This is a genomic window from Candidatus Marimicrobium litorale (genome assembly GCF_026262645.1).
Taxonomy (GTDB): Bacteria; Pseudomonadota; Gammaproteobacteria; order Pseudomonadales; family Halieaceae; genus Marimicrobium; species Marimicrobium litorale.
In genome coordinates, this window is sequence record NZ_SHNO01000001.1 from 2,794,338 (window position 1) to 2,810,236 (window position 15,899).

Genomic DNA, 15,899 nt, shown 5'->3' on the forward strand with positions numbered 1-15,899 from the left:
GCCTTTAGACGCGCCGTTGTTTTCCCCGCTCAGGTAGTGCCTGCGCGATCCGACAAGCTTTCCCAGCGGGCGTACGCCATTTCGAGTTCAGCCACAATATCGGCCAGTGCCTGCAACCGGGCCTCGCTAATATCATGGCCCTGCTGGTAAAACGCAGGCGCGGCAATCTCTGCCTCCAGCTCTGATTGGCGTGCCTCCATGGCCTCAATGCCCTTTGGCAAATCGTCCAGCTCGCGTTTTTCCTTGAAGGTCAATTTTTTGCTGTCCTGCGGTTGTTCGCGGAGGCTTTTTTTGCCGGCCGGCGGCGGTTGCGCTATCGTTTTCTCGCCGCTGTGTTCGAGGCTTTGCAGTCGGCCCCCATGCTCTACCCAGTGACTATAACCGCCCACCCATTCCTCAACACCGCCGACACCGTCAAGCACCAGGATGCTGGTCACCACATTATCCATGAATTGTCGATCGTGACTGACAAGCAATACGGTACCCTCGAAACTCAACAGAATTTCCTCCAGCAACTCCAGCGTTTCGACGTCCAGGTCATTGGTCGGCTCATCCAGCACCAATAGATTCGCGGGCTTACTGAAAAGTTTAGCTAGGATGGCGCGGCTTTGTTCGCCGCCGGAGAGTGCCTTTACCGGAGTGCGCACCCGTTCCGGTGAAAAGAGAAAATCCCCGAGATAACTAATGGCATGCCGGCGCTTGCCATCGAGCTCAATAAAATCCTGGCCACCACAGACATTGTCGATCAGATTTTTTTCCGGATCGAGGTGTGCTCGCAGCTGATCGAAATAGGCTACCTCCAGACGTGTTCCCAATGTTACCTGGCCCGCTGTCGGGGTAAGCTCACCGACCAGGATTTTTATCAGGGTAGATTTGCCCGACCCGTTGGCGCCAACGATACCAATACGATCACCCTGACTGACCAGCGTCGAGAACGGTTTCAGGACTGTCTTGCCCTCGTAGGCCTGTGAAACATTTTCCAGCTCCGCGACCCGCTTACCGGATCGGTCCGCAGACTCCATGTTGAAACTGGCATTACCTGTTCGCTCACGTCGGGATGCACGCTCTACCCGCATGGCTTTCAAGGCGCGAACGCGGCCTTCATTGCGGGTTCGTCTGGCCTTGATCCCCTGTCGAATCCACTTTTCTTCTTCTGCCAAGCGCTTATCAAACAGTGCGTTTTCCCGCTCCTCGGCGGCTAATTGCTGATCGCGAAAGCGCAGAAAATCCTGGTATGTGCCCTCCCAGGCGCTCAGATGTCCACGGTCAAGTTCGGCGATGGTTCGCGCCAGGCTTTGCAGAAACGAACGATCGTGGGTAATAAATATGATCGCGCCCGCATAGGCCTGCAATTGGTTCTCCAGCCATTCGATCGCGGGAATATCAAGGTGGTTGGTGGGTTCGTCCAGCAATAAGATATCCGGCTCGCTGACCAGCGCGGCACCCAGAGCCACGCGCCGGCGCCAGCCACCAGACAAGGTGGACATACTGGCATTCGCCGGCAGCTGCAATTGAGAGATTACGGTTTCAACTTTCTGCGCCAACCGCCAGCCGTCCTTCGCCTCCAACTCGGTCTGCACGGAGGCCATGGTGTCCATATCTCCCTCAAGGATGCTGTGATGATAGCGCTTCAGCAACTCACCCACATCCGCCAAACCTCCGGCGACAACGTCGTAAACGTCCTGCTCATCAGCACCCGGCAGTGACTGGTCCAGGTAGCTGATGCGGGTCCCGTCGCGCACCCAGCGTTTACCGCTCTCCAGAACGATATCGCCCTTGATCACTTTCATTAAGGTGCTCTTACCCGCACCATTACGCCCCAGCAGCCCGATACGGTCGCCCGGGTTTAAGTTGAACTCCACCTTGTCCAGAAGAACATGAGTGCCGTACTGGAGGCAGGCTTGATCGAGGGAAAGCAGGGGCATGGATAACAGGCCGGTGACAACGGGCTCAGAATTGTACGTGAGAACGCACAATTACTCGAACAGATCGTCTCCTGGTTGCCAGGACAAGTTTCGTCGCACGATGCGCGTGTAATTCCTCTACTGCCCACGGCCTGTCTTGCGCCACGCAGATAAGTGCGCGTGTGCAGAGCAATTTGTGACCGACGATAAGCGCATGGTTCTGCAGAAGAGGCGTTTCAGGCCGTATGACACTCCCGTTCACGGGAAAGAGCACTCTATTCAGAAAAAAGGGCTTGCCAGCGACGTGCCAGCTCGCGGTTCCCGATTTTTTCGAGCGCTTCAATGTTGCGAGCAGGAATACGCTCCGGTTGGGGATAGTCCGCCACGGCCGCGCTGACCATATCCTCCCGCAGCAGATGTATCAGGGGGTAGGGTGAGCGGTTGCTGTAATGGCTGGCGGAGGCGGAGTCCTCACCCGCGAATACGTAGTCAGGATGAAAGCTCGCCAATTGCACAATACCTGCAAGGCCGGCCTCGTTTACCGTGTCCTCCGACACATGCAGAAACGACAGATAATCCGAAAATTTTTGAAGTGCGAACGGAAACACCAGCAGCGTGGTTGCGACCTCCGTCTGTGCGGTGGAATACAGCATGTCCAGCTCGGTGAGGAACGCCTCGTGAAGCGCCTTTCGACCGGTTTGCTCGCAGATAACAATGCGCAGGGTCTCGCCGCCCAGCAGCGGTCGAGCGAAGGGACAAAGATTCAGGCCTACAACGAATTGATCCAGCCAAAGCCGAACCTGTTGCTCAACTTTAGCGCTCAACACTGCAGGCCTGGGGCCACATTCAGCCCATGATAGATGGTAGTTCTTTCTGCAGGGCCATCTTCTCCTTAATTGCCCCACCTGTTAGCGCAAAGCCCAAAAGTTTGCCGTCACTGTCACGGAATTGGGCATTGACGCTGTTGCCATCTGCCTCGATGTTCCACTCGCCTGTTGTGTCTGGCGTTACGGGGGCGACAACAACCGGGCATGCCGGTGTTTTGATTGTCACCGGCATAGCAGGATAAACCACCTCCGTCGGCTCTCCTGCCAGCGTCTTGCCGAGGGCCTTGGCCGCTGCCATCAGGGGCGCGACGTAGACCAACACATGGCCATCCACCTCCGCACAATCACCCATGGCATACACATTGGTCGCACTGGTTTGCAGCAAGCGGTTGGTCACAATGCCGCGCTGGGTCGCGATGCCGCTCGCCTCTGCCAGGTCCGTGCGCGGACGCACGCCAACCGCAGAGACGACGATATCCGCGTCAATCGTATCGCCATTGTTTAATGTCACTGTGACGCCATCTGCCGACTTGTTCACCTCGGTGACAAGGGGGCCAAAATGAAATTTCGCACCCTTCTCTTCCAGCGCGGCTTGCACGGCCTTGCCGGCAGTCTCTGGCAACAGTGTTGGCAGGCAGTACCCGAGAGGGTCGACGGCCTCCACCTCGAAGCCACCGTTGAGAAGGTCATTGGTGTATTCGCAGCCAATGAGGCCACCCCCGATAATGCAGATTTTCTTCACATCGTTCTTGGCCACAGCGGTGCGGAAATCCGCGTAGTCCATGAGGTCGTTGACGGAGTAGACGAGTTCCAGACCGTCGCCCTGGATCGGCGGACGGATTACCTGAGCGCCAACCGCAAGCACCAGTTTGCTGTAATGCACCGCCGTGTCGGCATCACCGGTCTTGATCATCTGGTTGGCCGTGTCGATTTCATTGACCTTGGTCATGGTCCAGACACTGGCTTTCAGCTGGGTGCCCATTGCGCCGGCATCTGACTGAGCGAGGTCGTCCGCGGACTGATCCCGCGTGTATCCGGTTGACAGCATCGGCTTTGAATAAGCGCGGCCATCATCAGAGGTAATCAGGATCAGGGGCGTTTCCGTATCGTGCTTCCGAAATTCCTTGGCAACACCATAACCCGCCAAACCGGTACCCAGAATCACCACCGGGGCGTGTTCCTTATCTACCGCAGGCTCCTGATGATGGGGTGCAGACTCCTCTACCTCGTCCTCCAGCAGTTCAAAATCCTCTTTGCCCACGCCACAATCAGGGCACAACCAGTCTTCGGGGACATCCTCCCACTTGGTGCCCGGTGCAATTCCATCATCGGGCCAGCCCAGTTTTTCATCATAGACCAGGCCACAAACAATACATTCCCACTTTTTCATAACCATCTCACTCTGCTGATTTTCATAGCTCCCCTGCCGACTTGCAACGCTGCGGCCGGAGGCCAAAATTCGAGACGAAACACTATAGTTCTGTACAATAATTGTGCAAGGATTTTCTTGCTTCAGGCGCTCTAATTCGAGCCTGTCCCGTCTTGCAAGCCCCGTTCGGATAGCGCATCCTCGCTTCTCCAAACATGGAAGGTAGACCTGTGTCTTCGAACAATCTGGCCTCGGGGGGGCCTGCACAATCCCGCCAGAGGATTACAACAGAGCCACGCTGGCAGCCGGTTCTCCGCGCTACCCATGCCCAGCTGCCCCCCGAATCGCGCCGCTGGCTCACCGATAACGGCTCACTGACGGGTCATCTAGTCGCGTCAGGACGCGGCCAATTCGCTGTGAAGCGGCTTTATCAGGGCTGGGAGAGGCCCCTGCCCAGTGAAAGCACCCTATTGGGCATTTCACCGCGACAATTATCGCTAGTGCGGGAGGTCACGCTGATGCTGGGCCGGGACCCGGTGGTATTCGCACGGAGCATCTTTCCTATCTCCAGTCTGGTCGGCAGCCTGGCCCACCTGAGGCGGTTACAGAGCAAATCGCTGGGTGCCATATTGTTTCGCCACCCAGGCATGCAGCGGGATCCCTTCGAAATCGCGCGAATGCCAGGTAACAGCCACTACCTGCCAGACCACCTGCGCCAGGCAGAGTCGGCCTGGGGTCGCCGCTGTCGCTTCGGAATCGAGGGAAAATCGCTTATGGTCAGCGAGGTTTTCCTCGAGTCTTTCACGCCGTGGCCGGGAGCCCTGCCGGTTCATCGCTCCCAGCGAGGTAAGGTCAACGCTGCATTTCCATCAACAACGCAGTAAGCTGGGCAGACTGCACCACCAGATCTGGATTAAATGGCAAGCACTTCAAAGGCCGATGCGCTTCTTAAACTGATCCGCTTCGACAAACCGATCGGCACCCTGCTTCTCCTGTGGCCCACTCTGTGGGCACTCTGGCTGGCGGCGAGCGGGGTGCCTGACGCGCGACTCCTCGCGATCTTTGTTGCGGGCACCTTCCTGACCCGCTCCGCAGGTTGCATCGTCAATGATCTGGCCGACCGCCATCTCGACGGAGGCGTCTCACGCACCCGGGACCGCCCTCTGGTAATCGGAACTGTCAGTCCCGCTGAGGCCCGCACCCTGTTTGCGGCCCTGATGCTGCTGGCGTTCATTTTGGTCCTGTTCACCAACGCGCTGACCATCGGACTGTCTGTTATCGCTTTGCTGCTGGCATCGGCTTACCCCTTCATGAAGCGTTACACCCACCTCCCCCAGATTGTGCTGGGTGCCGCATTTTCCTGGGGCATACCCATGGCCTTCGCCGCCCAACAAAACGTGCTGCCTGCCAGCTTGTGGCTGATCTACGCGGCGAACCTCCTGTGGACTGTGGGCTATGACACGGCTTACGCCATGGTAGACAGAGACGATGACCTTACCATCGGGATAAAATCTACCGCCATCCTGTTTGGGCGCTTCGACCGCCTCGCTATCGGGGTATCGCAATTTGGCTGCCTGATTTTGCTCGGCTTGGCCGGCAAGGCATTCGGCCTGGGAAGCTACTATTATCTTTCTCTTGGCATGGCGGCCACACTCTTTATCTACCAGCAGATTCTGATTCGAAAGCGGGAACCGCAAGTCTGCTTTCTCGCGTTCAAAAACAATCATTGGGTGGGACTGATTATTTTCGCGGGTGTGGCCCTTAACTACGCGCTTACAGGAACCTGATCTAATGTCCTCGACTCATGATAAAGCACTGACCGGCGAGTTCGTCAGCAGCCTCGCACAGATTGCTGCCGAGGACTGGAACAGAATCGCCGGCACAGACTACCCCTTTCTGCGCCACGATTTCCTCTACGGTCTCGAGCTGGCCGCCTGCACCACTGCTGAAACTGGTTGGCAGCCTTGTCATCTGCTGCTGCGACGCGACGAAGAGCTCCTTGCACTTATGCCGTTGTATCTGAAATCTCACTCCTACGGTGAGTATGTATTTGACTGGTCCTGGGCGGATGCATGGCGCCAGCGCGGCCTCGCCTACTACCCAAAATTGTTGAGTGCAATTCCCTTCACTCCCGCTACCGGCCCACGCCTTTGCGCCGCACAGGACGCCGATGCTGAACTGTGCTGGTCAGCCGCCCTGGACGCGGTGCAGCAGCTAGCGAAAGAGCGTGAGATCTCGTCATGGCATTTGTTGTTCCCCGAGGAGGCGGTCAGTCAGAGACTGCTGGACGCGGGGCTGCACCGGCGAACAGCCACACAGTTTCACTGGTTTAATGAAGGCTTTAACACTTTCGATGATTTCCTTGGCACCTTTAACAGCCGCAAACGAAAATCCCTGAAGCGGGAGCGCCGGCGGGTGGAGGAACAAGGGCTCAAGCTCGTTACCCTGGAGGGCAGTGAGATTCGTGAAGAGCACTGGGACCGGTTTTACCACTTCTACCAGACCACGTATGCAAAACGCAGCGGGCACGGAGGTTACCTCAGTCGGGAATTTTTCCTCAACACGGCGGCGGGTATGGGATCACAGGTTGTGATGGTAATCGCTTATCTGGATGACCAGGCTGTCGCCGGGGCACTGTACTTTCGCTCGAGCAAGACCCTCTTCGGTCGCTACTGGGGTTGTGTGCATGAATTTGACGCTCTGCATTTCGAAGCGTGCTATTACCAGGGCATCGAGTATTGTATCGCCAATGGTCTATCGCGCTTTGATCCCGGCGCGCAGGGCGAGCACAAGATACAGCGGGGATTCAGGCCCATCACCACCTGTTCGAACCATTGGATCGCTGACCCAGAACTTTCTGCTGCCGTGGGTGATTTCACTCGCCGCGAGGCAGGCCATAACACACAATACAAGCAGTCTGCGGAAGGTTTTCTGCCATTCAAACAGCAGGGTGGAGCCTGAAGCACTCTGGTTTACTGCACGCGGACCTCAGGAAATGGGCGGCTCGTCCCGGGTGAATACCCAATTGCGGGCGGTCGATTCGGCTTTATTGAAGCGATAGCCGTCCCGCTTGAATTTCTTGAGGCCCTCCGCCTCATTCAATTCTTTGTCGATGATGAAGCGTGCCATCTGGCCACGGGCTTTCTTGGCAAAAAAGCTGATCACCTTGTATTTACCTCCGCGCAAATCCTTGAATACCGGCGTGATAATATCTGCATCCAGATCACCCGCCTGTACAGAGCGAAAATACTCATTGGAAGCGAGGTTCACCAGCATCTTGCTGCCCGACTTTTTTAGCCCTTTCTGCAGTGTCCGGGTAATTTCCCCGCCCCAGAATTCATACAAATTTTTCCCCCCGCGGTTTGCAAAAGTGAGCCCCATCTCCAGCCGGTAGGGCTGCATCAGGTCGAGAGGTCGCAACACACCGTACAAACCGGAAAGAATGGCGAGGTGATGCTGTGCAAAGTCGAGCTGCTCTTTGTCCAGCGTGCCTGCTTCCAGCCCAAGATACACATCACCCTTGAATGCCAGCAGGGCTTGCTTCGCATTCTGCAGCGTAAACGGCGTTGTAAAGTTCATAAACCGCTGGTAATTAAGATCGGCTATCTTTTCACTGACGCCCATTAGCCCTTGAATCTCAGTGGGAGCAAGGCCACGCGCATCCTCGACCAGTTGCTCCGCAAACTTTATAAGCTGCGGCTGCGTTTTCTTGCGCGTGCCTGCGGGGGTGTCGAAGTCCAGCGTCTTGGCCGGGGAGATGACGGTTAGCATTTCTATAGTTCCTGACTGTGCTCTCGGGGAGAACGTGTTTTCAACAAAGGTAATGGCCTATACTACTCTACCTGTCGAATAATCAAAAAGATCCAGCGCTATGACTTTTGTGCACGCCGTAGTGCATATTGTAGACCGATTCACAGACCGTTGCGGTCGCGTGCTTGCGTGGCTATCGCTGGCAATGGCACTGACGGTCGGATTGATTGTGGTGCTGCGTTATGGGTTCAGTATTGGATCCATTCCCCTGCAAGAGTCTGTTATTTATCTCCATGCCAGTCTGTTTCTGCTGGGCGCGAGCTACGCACTGAAGAACGGCGCTCATGTCCGTGTTGATATTTTCTACCGCCGATTCAGCCGTCGAGGCCAGGCGTGGATTGACAGCCTCGGAGGCATTATTTTCCTGCTGCCGCTCTGCACATTCATCTTTCTGAGCAGCTGGGACTATGTTTTTGAATCCTGGTCGATGTTCGAGTCCTCGCCAGAGCCCGGAGGGATTCCCGCGGTCTACCTCTTGAAATCGCTGATCCCCCTTGCTGCGGCCAATCTGGCCCTGCAGGGGGTCGCCGAAATTCTGCGCAACGCACTGGTTCTCGCAGGGAGTAGCGCGCGCTGATGGAATTCATTTCCCTTTACCTGTTTCTCGCAGTCTGTCTCCTGCTGATGCTGGGGTTCCCAGTCGCTTTCACCCTGGCGGGAACGGCCTTAGCCTTCGCCACTGTGGGCACACTCACAGGTGTTTTCGACACCCGCTTTCTGGCCGCATTGCCTGGTCGCATTTTTGGCACCATGAACAACACGACCCTGATCGCCGTGCCCTTGTTCATTCTCATGGGCACGATTCTCGAGCGTTCGCGGGTCGCAGAAGAGTTGTTACACAGCATGAGCCGGTTATTTCGCGGGGTTCGCGGCGGGCTGGGTATTTCTGTGGTTGTCGTCGGTATGTTTCTTGCCGCCAGCACCGGTATTGTCGGAGCGACCGTTGTCACAATGGGGCTGTTGTCCCTGCCGAGCATGCTAAAGGCGGGTTACAAGCCCTCGGTTGCAACGGGCACTATCTGCGCGACGGGCACGCTGGGACAGATTATCCCACCCTCCATTGCCCTGGTATTGCTGGGGGACGTCCTTTCCAACGCCTACCAGCAAGCCCAATTGAATATGAATATATTTAATCCCAAGACGGTGTCCGTGGGCGACCTGTTTGTTGGCGCGTTAATTCCCGGGCTGTTGCTGGTTGGGCTATACATCCTCTACTTACTGCTGCAGGCGCGGTTCGACCCGGACGCCACACCAGCCAATGACCTGGAGCCCATTTCCCTTGAGGAGGTCGCTCGAGGGCTACTGCCACCCCTGTTACTCATAATGGTTGTTCTTGGTTCGATTCTCGCCGGGGCCGCTACTCCAACCGAGGCTTCGGGTATCGGCGCCATAGGCGCACTAATGCTGGCTATGGCCAAGGGACAGATGGATCTCCCGAGGCTTACAGGTGCGCTGCAGAATACTCTGGAGGTCACCTGCATGGTGTTCATGATTCTAATCGGCGCCGCAGTTTTCTCGCTGGTTTTCAGGGGCTTTGGCGGGGAAGAGCTGATTCATCAGTTCTTCGAGCAACTCCCGGGGGGCGCGGTGAGTGCGACCTTGGTGGTCATGCTGGTCATTTTCCTGCTTGGTTTTATTCTGGATTTCATTGAAATTACGTTCGTTGTGGTCCCCATTGTGGGCCCGATACTGCTTGCCATGGGTCTGGACCCCGTCTGGCTGGGCATCATGATTGCCCTCAACCTTCAGACCTCATTCCTCACGCCACCCTTCGGTTTTGCGCTATTCTACTTGCGCGGAGTTGCACCGGAATCTGTGCCAACCGGCGCTATCTACCGGGGCGTAGTTCCCTTTATACTTCTCCAGCTCCTATTGATAGGCGCACTCTGGTACTGGCCAGCTATGGCGACATGGCTACCTTCCGTACTCAAATAAAAAGACAGCCGGCGATTGGCCGGTAGCAGGCGATCCAGATGAACGATATTGACACGACACCCGGGCCCGGGGGCACACTCGCGCTGCAAACAGTTGCCATGCCGAAGGATACGAATGCCAGTGGCGATATTTTCGGCGGCTGGCTCCTGTCACAGATGGACATCGCAGGGCTGATTACCGCGATGAAGGTAGCCGATGGCCGCGCCTCCACCGTCGCAATCAACGGTATGGCCTTCCTGACACCAGTGCATGTAGGTGCTGTTGTGTCGTGCTACTGTGAAGTGCTTGAAGTCGGCCGCAGCTCAATCCGTATTCTGGTAGAGGTCTGGATCAATTCACAGCACAGTGGTGATCCCCTGAAGGTTACCGAGGGCGAGTTTGTGTTTGTCGCTATCGATCAGAACGGGCGAACACGCGCCATTCAGCAGTAACCGCGTGCGGGCCGATAGACGCTAATAGTCCTGGTCGCCAAGCACTCGATCGCGGGTGTTAATATACGCTTGTTCCGAAATATGATGGTAGTTGCGTACGCCGTTGTAGAAGTCGCTATACGAGTCATACACCTTCGCCGCCATAGGATCCGTGGCGACCAATTTGTCCATTACCTGTTGGGTGCCCTGCCAGAGCGCCAATAGCACATCATCAGGAAGCCTGCGCAGTTGCACGCCGTGCTCCTCGATCAGGCTTTTCAAAGCATTGTTATTGCGCGCGGTGTATTCATCCAGCATGTCCTGGTTTACGGCCCGAGCTGCGTACTTGACGATTGCCTGCAAATCCTGCGGCAGGGCACTCAGGGACTTTTGATTCACGATGAACTCCAGCATTGCCCCGGGTTCATGCCAGCCAGGGTAGTAGTAGTACTTGGCAACCTCCTGAAAACCGAATGCCAGATCGTTGTAAGGCCCAACCCACTCAAGAGCATCAATAACCCCGGTTTGCATTGACGTGTACAGCTCGCCGCCTGCAATTCGCACAGCGGTGCCTCCTGCAGCGGCGAACACCTCGCCGGCCATCCCGGGAATTCGCATGTTCAGACCCTTAAGGTCATCGATAGATTCAATTTCGCGGTTGTACCACCCCGCCATCTGCACGCCTGTACTGCCGCCCGCGAAAGGCACGAGGTTATAGGGCGCATAGGTCTCTCGCCACAGCTCGATGCCGCCGCCATAGTGCAGCCAACCGTTCATCTCCTGAGCGGTCATGCCAAAAGGTACCGCGGTAAAAAACACAGAGGCGGGGACTTTACCTTTCCAGTAATAGGCGGCGCCATGCCCGGCATCGACTACACCGAGAGAAACGGCATCAAAGACTTCCAGCGCAGGCACAATTTCTCCGGCGCCATAAACACGTATCTTCAGGCGCCCACCGCTCATCTCGTTAACATAGCGAGCAAAGTTCTCAGGCGCAGAGCCCAAGCCCGGGAAATGTTTGGGCCAGGTAGTGATGAGCTTCCACTCAAATTGCCGGCCGTTTGTCGCCCCAGCGGAATCCGCGGTAAGTTCTGCGTCGCGAACACTGATCGATCTATCCCGCGCCCAGAGACCAAGCGTCATTACCAGCGCGGCAACCAGGATCAGGATGATCAGAGGTGTGTAGCGCTTTTCAGTGGATGCGGTGCTCATGGTAGGTTGTCCTGATCAGGGCTCGCAAAAACAGCGGTGCGAAAAAGCGTTATTTATTATAGCAATTGCAGGTTGGCATATTGCAGCACCAGCCATTTGCCTCCCTCGGTATCGAAATTCACTTCTACTCTGGCACTGCCACCGCGCCCTTCAAAGTTTAACACGACCCCCTCTCCAAACACTTGGTGGTACACGCGCTGACCCAGCGATAAATCGGTCTCAGGCACCTGAATCGCGCTCATACTGCTAGCGGGCACGGCCACCGTCCCCTGAATACGAACCTCCTGTAATAACTCGGGGGGGATTTCACGCACAAACCGGGACGGCGTGTTAAAAGAATCGCTACCGTGTAATCGTCGACACTCAGCATAAGTCATTACCAGCTTCTCCATAGCGCGGGTAATCCCTACGTAACACAGCCGGCGCTCCTCTTCCAATCGCCCCGGTTCTTCCAGTGACATTTGATGCGGAAACAGATTCTCCTCCATGCCCGCCAAAAAAACGAGGGGAAACTCCAGGCCCTTCGCAGAGTGCAACGTCATGAGCTGCACGCTGTCTTCATGCTCCCCTGCCTGCGCTTCTCCCGCATCCAGCGCTGCGCGATCAAGAAACTGTTGCAATGGCGTCAACGCCTCGTCTTCGGGACTAAACTGTCTGGCAGCGCTTATCAGTTCTTGCAGGTTTTCTACCCGCGCCTGGCCTTTTTCGCCTTTTTCCTTCCCGTGATAATCGATCAGACTGGAGGCATCTATCGCCAGTTCAACCGCCTCTTCCAGAGTGAGTGCCTCAATCCCAGAATCCATTTCGTCGATTAGCGTTGTAAATCCTTCCAGCGCGCCCAGCGCCCTGGCCGGCAGCGGCTTTTCATCCAGCACTGCTCGAATTGCTTGCCACAGAGGAATGCCCCGGGTACGCGCGCAATCGCGCACTACGTCAAGCGTTTTGCTGCCGATGCCACGGGGCGGCGTATTGATCACGCGTTCTAACGCCGCATCATCGCCGCGATTAAGAAGTAACCGCAGGTAGGCCAGCGCGTTACGAATTTCCAGGCGCTCATAAAAACGCTGGCCACCGTATATCCGATAGGGAATATCGGCCTGAATAAGTGCTTCTTCTAACACTCTGGATTGCGCATTAGAGCGATAGAGAATTGCCGCCGAGGCACGTGTGTTGCCCTCGTTCAGCCACTGCGCCGCCTGCTCCACAATGTACCGCGCCTCGTCGTGTTCATTGTAAGCCGCATAGAGGCTGACCGGATCACCTGACTCTCCGGCGGTCCACAGTTCCTTACCCAGCCGCCCGAAATTGTGGGCGATTACACCGTTGGCGGCTTGCAGAATCGTTTGGGTCGAGCGGTAATTCTGCTCCAGTCGAATGGTCCGCGTGCCCTCGAAGTCTTCATTGAAGCACTGGATATTTTCAATTTTTGCACCGCGCCAGCCATAGATAGACTGATCGTCGTCGCCCACTGCCGCAACAGGTATGTCTTTTCCGGCCAACACCCGCAACCACGCATATTGAATAGTGTTTGTATCCTGAAATTCATCGACAAGAATTTGTTTAAACCGCTGTTGGTAATGACGCAGTATTTCAGGATTTTTTAGCCAAAGCTCGTGCGCACGCAACAGTAGTTCGGCAAAATCTACGAGCCCTGCCCGGTCACAGGCTTCCTCATAATTACGATAAACCTCCTTCATTGTTCGAGCAAAAAGATCACCCGGCGGAGTATCCACATGGGTGCTCCGCAGGCCCTCATCCTTGGCGCTATTGATGTACCACATGGCTTGCTTAGGAGGCCATCGAGAATCATCAAGCTCCATCTCACGGCACACCCGCTTGACCAGGCGCAGTTGATCGTCACTATCCAGTATCTGGAAATTCTGCGGGAGTCCTGCATCGCGCCAGTGCGCCTTAAGCAAACGATGCGCCAGCCCGTGAAAGGTGCCGACCCACATACCCTGAGCCGGAATTTGCAGCATATCCTCTATGCGGTTACGCATTTCCCGGGCTGCCTTATTGGTAAATGTCACCGCCAGGATCGACCAGGGTGAATAATTCTCTGCCCGAATCAGCCACGCTATCCGGTGCACCAACACCCGGGTCTTGCCGCTGCCCGCGCCAGCCAGTACCAACAGGTTCGGGTCTTCCGCGGTAACAGCGTCTCGCTGGGCCTCGTTGAGAGGCGATAGAATATCGGATACATCCATTGCGTTATTCTAACGAAAATCGGCCCTGTGAACGTACTCTTTATCACGCGCTATGATCGCTTTCTTATCGGTCGGGCATACTCCTGTTTGACGCTCACGCACCAGACAGACTTGCCGTAATAATACCTCCTCAGCGACTTCACCAACGCAATTCCCCGGGGCGTCTGCTATGCTCGTCGAAAGCCGTCGAAACATGCAGGTAGCTTGAGCCATGGACAACAATAACAATGATCGCTCAGGGGCTCCTCACGCATTGTCATCCCATCAGCGCCGCCTTTCTGATGGTAATGACCGCCTCGAGCCCAGGATGGGCGAATTTGACGATGACCTTGAAAACTACGAAGAGCCCGACCGTGATACTGACTTCTCATCTGGCTATGGCACGGAGGAAATCGCCGAGGAAGAAGAGAACAGCCCTGTGTACCACGACAGTGAATCGGAGCACGACCCATCTCAGCTCGCGTCCAGCACCGACACCGGGCACACAGATATCGACGAGCCGCTCGAGTCGGACAGCAACGATGAAGACGAGGACTGGTACGAGGAAGAGTACCTTGAGCAAGGGCAAACTGATACAGGCTGGCCGCTGCGGCTGGTCATTGTGGCTGCAATCGCTCTGGTGATATTGGGCATCGGTGCCTACGGGGTCCTGCAGGAAAGAGCCGACGCACAGCAAGAATTGCGAGCGCTCCGCGCTACGCTCGCTACCAGCGTCAGCCCAGACGACATCCGCGATAACCGGGAGGCTCTGCGAGAGCTGCAGCGCTCCAATGCCGAACTTGCTACACTTGCCGAGGGCCTGGCGCAGGAAAATCGCATGCTGCAGAGTGCGATCGCCGAGCTGGAGACCAGCCTCGCCGCAGCGCCACAGATTCAAGCTACAACATCTGCTAAACCTGAAGCCATCGCTGCTGCGGGGGCCAGTAACACCACCTCCGCGGCTCGGCAATCACCCGCCAAAAAGACGCCGCCAAAACCCGCGCCTACCGCGTCCAGCAAAGGCGACTGGTTCGTCAACTTCGGCTCTTACACCTCAAAAAGCACAGCGGAAACATGGGCAGCACGGCTGAAACCGGTCACGGGCACGACCGTAGTCGTGGCAGGGGTGAAGGACGGCAAAACCTATTATCGGGTTCGAGTTATCGGCCTTGCCGACCGCGATGAAGGAAACAAGGTGGCGCGCGGGCTCGAGAAAGCACTGGAAGTCTCCCGCCTCTGGGTAGGGCAGGATTGAATCGGCCATTCGACTTGGCAGGGAGTCAATCTCCTGCTACTGTTTTCTATCAAGTATCGTTATTCTGTGAGGATATTCTATGAACCTGATCAAGCCATCTCTTTTTTGTCTGGCACTTGTAAGCAGTGCAGCTTTTGCTGAAGACTGCGCCATACCCGAAGTCCCCACCCTGCCGGATGGCGCGACTGCCGGTGAGCCGGAAATGCTGGCGGGGCAGACAGCCGTGAGGGCCTATCAGGCCGCCAACACCTCCTATCGCGTGTGCCTAGATGAAAAAATGGAACCCGCTGAGCAAGCCGCTCTGGGTGACGAATCTGACCCGGCGCTGGCAAACGCGGTCGCAACTCTGAATAACCAATACAACGCATCGGTAGCTGCGGAGGAAGAGATCGCCGTTAAGTTCAATACTGAGCTGAGAGCCTATAAGGCCGCCAACCCCGGGTAACCCGTTTGGGGGGGAGCTCTGCAAAGGGCGCCCCTCCGCACAGCAAACTTGTCTCGCTGTGAATGTTGAGCTGTGCTGACTGCACCGTGACGGAGATAGTGTCGTTGCGCTCGATGTTTTCTCTCAGCTGCCCATACACTCAGTGGGCGTTTGTCTTCTCCATATCGACTGCCGCCAGTAATAACAAACCGGCAAATATCCCCAAATTTTTAACGAAATTCTGCGTTTCGTGTTTGGCATCAACACCCTCATAAACGTTCCAAAAGTCGTGTAAATTGAGGTTTATCAATAAGATCATCACGGCAAAGCCAAGCGCGCAGACCACTACCTGTTTGTTCAATAAAAGACAGACGCTCCCGCCAATTTGAACAATACCTGCAATCGCCAATAGAGCGGGTACCATAACCATATTGTGCGCTTCCATGAGTTCTACATGCATATCCCATGATACAAACTTAGCGATCCCAGGCAGGAGGAAGTACAGTGCTAATAACACGCGGCCGGCAGTGATTAGTGCATATCTCATTGATAAGTCCTAGTTAAGCG

Annotated in this window: 15 protein-coding genes; 8 read left to right on the plus strand and 7 right to left on the minus strand. The window is 56.0% G+C overall.

Going from position 1 to position 15,899, the window contains the following annotated elements:
- Positions 1–29 precede the first annotated feature (29 nt).
- From EYC82_RS12610 to EYC82_RS12620, 3 genes are all read right to left on the minus strand, one after another.
- Positions 30–1,925: an ATP-binding cassette domain-containing protein gene (locus EYC82_RS12610; protein ID WP_279249891.1), complete on the minus strand. Its 1,896-nt coding sequence runs from the start codon at positions 1,923–1,925 to the stop codon at positions 30–32.
- Between the two features lie 254 nt (positions 1,926–2,179).
- Positions 2,180–2,728 carry a DUF1415 domain-containing protein gene (locus EYC82_RS12615; RefSeq protein ID WP_279249892.1) on the minus strand — a complete coding sequence of 183 codons (549 nt, stop codon included), beginning with the start codon at positions 2,726–2,728 and terminating at the stop codon, positions 2,180–2,182.
- Positions 2,729–2,750: 22 nt separating this feature from the next.
- Positions 2,751–4,121 (minus strand): FAD-dependent oxidoreductase, encoded by a 1,371-nt coding sequence (locus tag EYC82_RS12620; RefSeq protein WP_279249893.1) that lies wholly within the window; start codon positions 4,119–4,121, stop codon positions 2,751–2,753.
- A gap of 209 nt (positions 4,122–4,330) precedes the next feature.
- On the opposite strand from EYC82_RS12620, the gene EYC82_RS12625 reads away from it, so the two are divergent.
- The 3 genes from EYC82_RS12625 to EYC82_RS12635 are packed head-to-tail and all read left to right on the plus strand — an operon-like array spanning position 4,331 to position 7,061.
- Positions 4,331–4,984 (plus strand): chorismate--pyruvate lyase family protein, encoded by a 654-nt coding sequence (locus EYC82_RS12625; RefSeq protein ID WP_279249894.1) that lies wholly within the window; start codon positions 4,331–4,333, stop codon positions 4,982–4,984.
- Positions 4,985–5,017: 33 nt separating this feature from the next.
- Positions 5,018–5,887: a 4-hydroxybenzoate octaprenyltransferase gene (ubiA, locus tag EYC82_RS12630; RefSeq protein WP_279249895.1), complete on the plus strand. Its 870-nt coding sequence runs from the start codon at positions 5,018–5,020 to the stop codon at positions 5,885–5,887.
- Positions 5,888–5,891: 4 nt separating this feature from the next.
- Positions 5,892–7,061, plus strand: coding sequence for a GNAT family N-acetyltransferase (locus EYC82_RS12635; RefSeq protein WP_279249896.1), 1,170 nt, complete (start codon positions 5,892–5,894; stop codon positions 7,059–7,061).
- Between the two features lie 27 nt (positions 7,062–7,088).
- Here EYC82_RS12635 and yaaA read toward each other — a convergent pair whose 3' ends face one another.
- Positions 7,089–7,871: a peroxide stress protein YaaA gene (gene yaaA, locus EYC82_RS12640; RefSeq protein ID WP_279249897.1), complete on the minus strand. Its 783-nt coding sequence runs from the start codon at positions 7,869–7,871 to the stop codon at positions 7,089–7,091.
- 100 nt (positions 7,872–7,971) lie between these two features.
- On the opposite strand from yaaA, the gene EYC82_RS12645 reads away from it, so the two are divergent.
- The 3 genes from EYC82_RS12645 to EYC82_RS12655 are packed head-to-tail and all read left to right on the plus strand — an operon-like array spanning position 7,972 to position 10,276.
- A complete protein-coding gene (locus tag EYC82_RS12645) occupies positions 7,972–8,487 on the plus strand; it encodes a TRAP transporter small permease subunit (RefSeq protein WP_279249898.1) in 516 nt (171 codons plus the stop codon).
- Entirely contained in the window at positions 8,487–9,845 is a 1,359-nt protein-coding gene (locus tag EYC82_RS12650) for a TRAP transporter large permease (RefSeq protein WP_423243907.1), read from the plus strand. Before EYC82_RS12645 ends, EYC82_RS12650 begins: the two co-directional genes overlap by 1 nt.
- A 38-nt stretch (positions 9,846–9,883) precedes the next feature.
- Positions 9,884–10,276: an acyl-CoA thioesterase gene (locus tag EYC82_RS12655; protein ID WP_279249899.1), complete on the plus strand. Its 393-nt coding sequence runs from the start codon at positions 9,884–9,886 to the stop codon at positions 10,274–10,276.
- Between the two features lie 21 nt (positions 10,277–10,297).
- On the opposite strand, the gene EYC82_RS12660 is transcribed toward EYC82_RS12655, so the two are convergent.
- Both EYC82_RS12660 and uvrD read right to left on the minus strand, forming a co-directional pair.
- A complete protein-coding gene (locus EYC82_RS12660) occupies positions 10,298–11,467 on the minus strand; it encodes a TRAP transporter substrate-binding protein (protein WP_279249900.1) in 1,170 nt (389 codons plus the stop codon).
- A 56-nt stretch (positions 11,468–11,523) separates the two neighbouring features.
- A complete protein-coding gene (gene uvrD, locus EYC82_RS12665; RefSeq protein ID WP_279249901.1) occupies positions 11,524–13,674 on the minus strand; it encodes a DNA helicase II in 2,151 nt (716 codons plus the stop codon).
- 211 nt (positions 13,675–13,885) lie between these two features.
- Here uvrD and EYC82_RS12670 point away from each other — a divergent pair, with 211 nt between their 5' ends.
- Both EYC82_RS12670 and EYC82_RS12675 read left to right on the plus strand, forming a co-directional pair.
- Positions 13,886–14,908: an SPOR domain-containing protein gene (locus tag EYC82_RS12670; RefSeq protein WP_279249902.1), complete on the plus strand. Its 1,023-nt coding sequence runs from the start codon at positions 13,886–13,888 to the stop codon at positions 14,906–14,908.
- A 79-nt stretch (positions 14,909–14,987) separates the two neighbouring features.
- Entirely contained in the window at positions 14,988–15,353 is a 366-nt protein-coding gene (locus tag EYC82_RS12675; protein ID WP_279249903.1) for a hypothetical protein, read from the plus strand.
- 139 nt (positions 15,354–15,492) lie between these two features.
- Here the strand turns inward: EYC82_RS12675 and EYC82_RS12680 are convergent, their stop codons facing one another.
- Positions 15,493–15,879: a DoxX family protein gene (locus tag EYC82_RS12680; protein WP_279249904.1), complete on the minus strand. Its 387-nt coding sequence runs from the start codon at positions 15,877–15,879 to the stop codon at positions 15,493–15,495.
- Positions 15,880–15,899 lie beyond the last annotated feature (20 nt).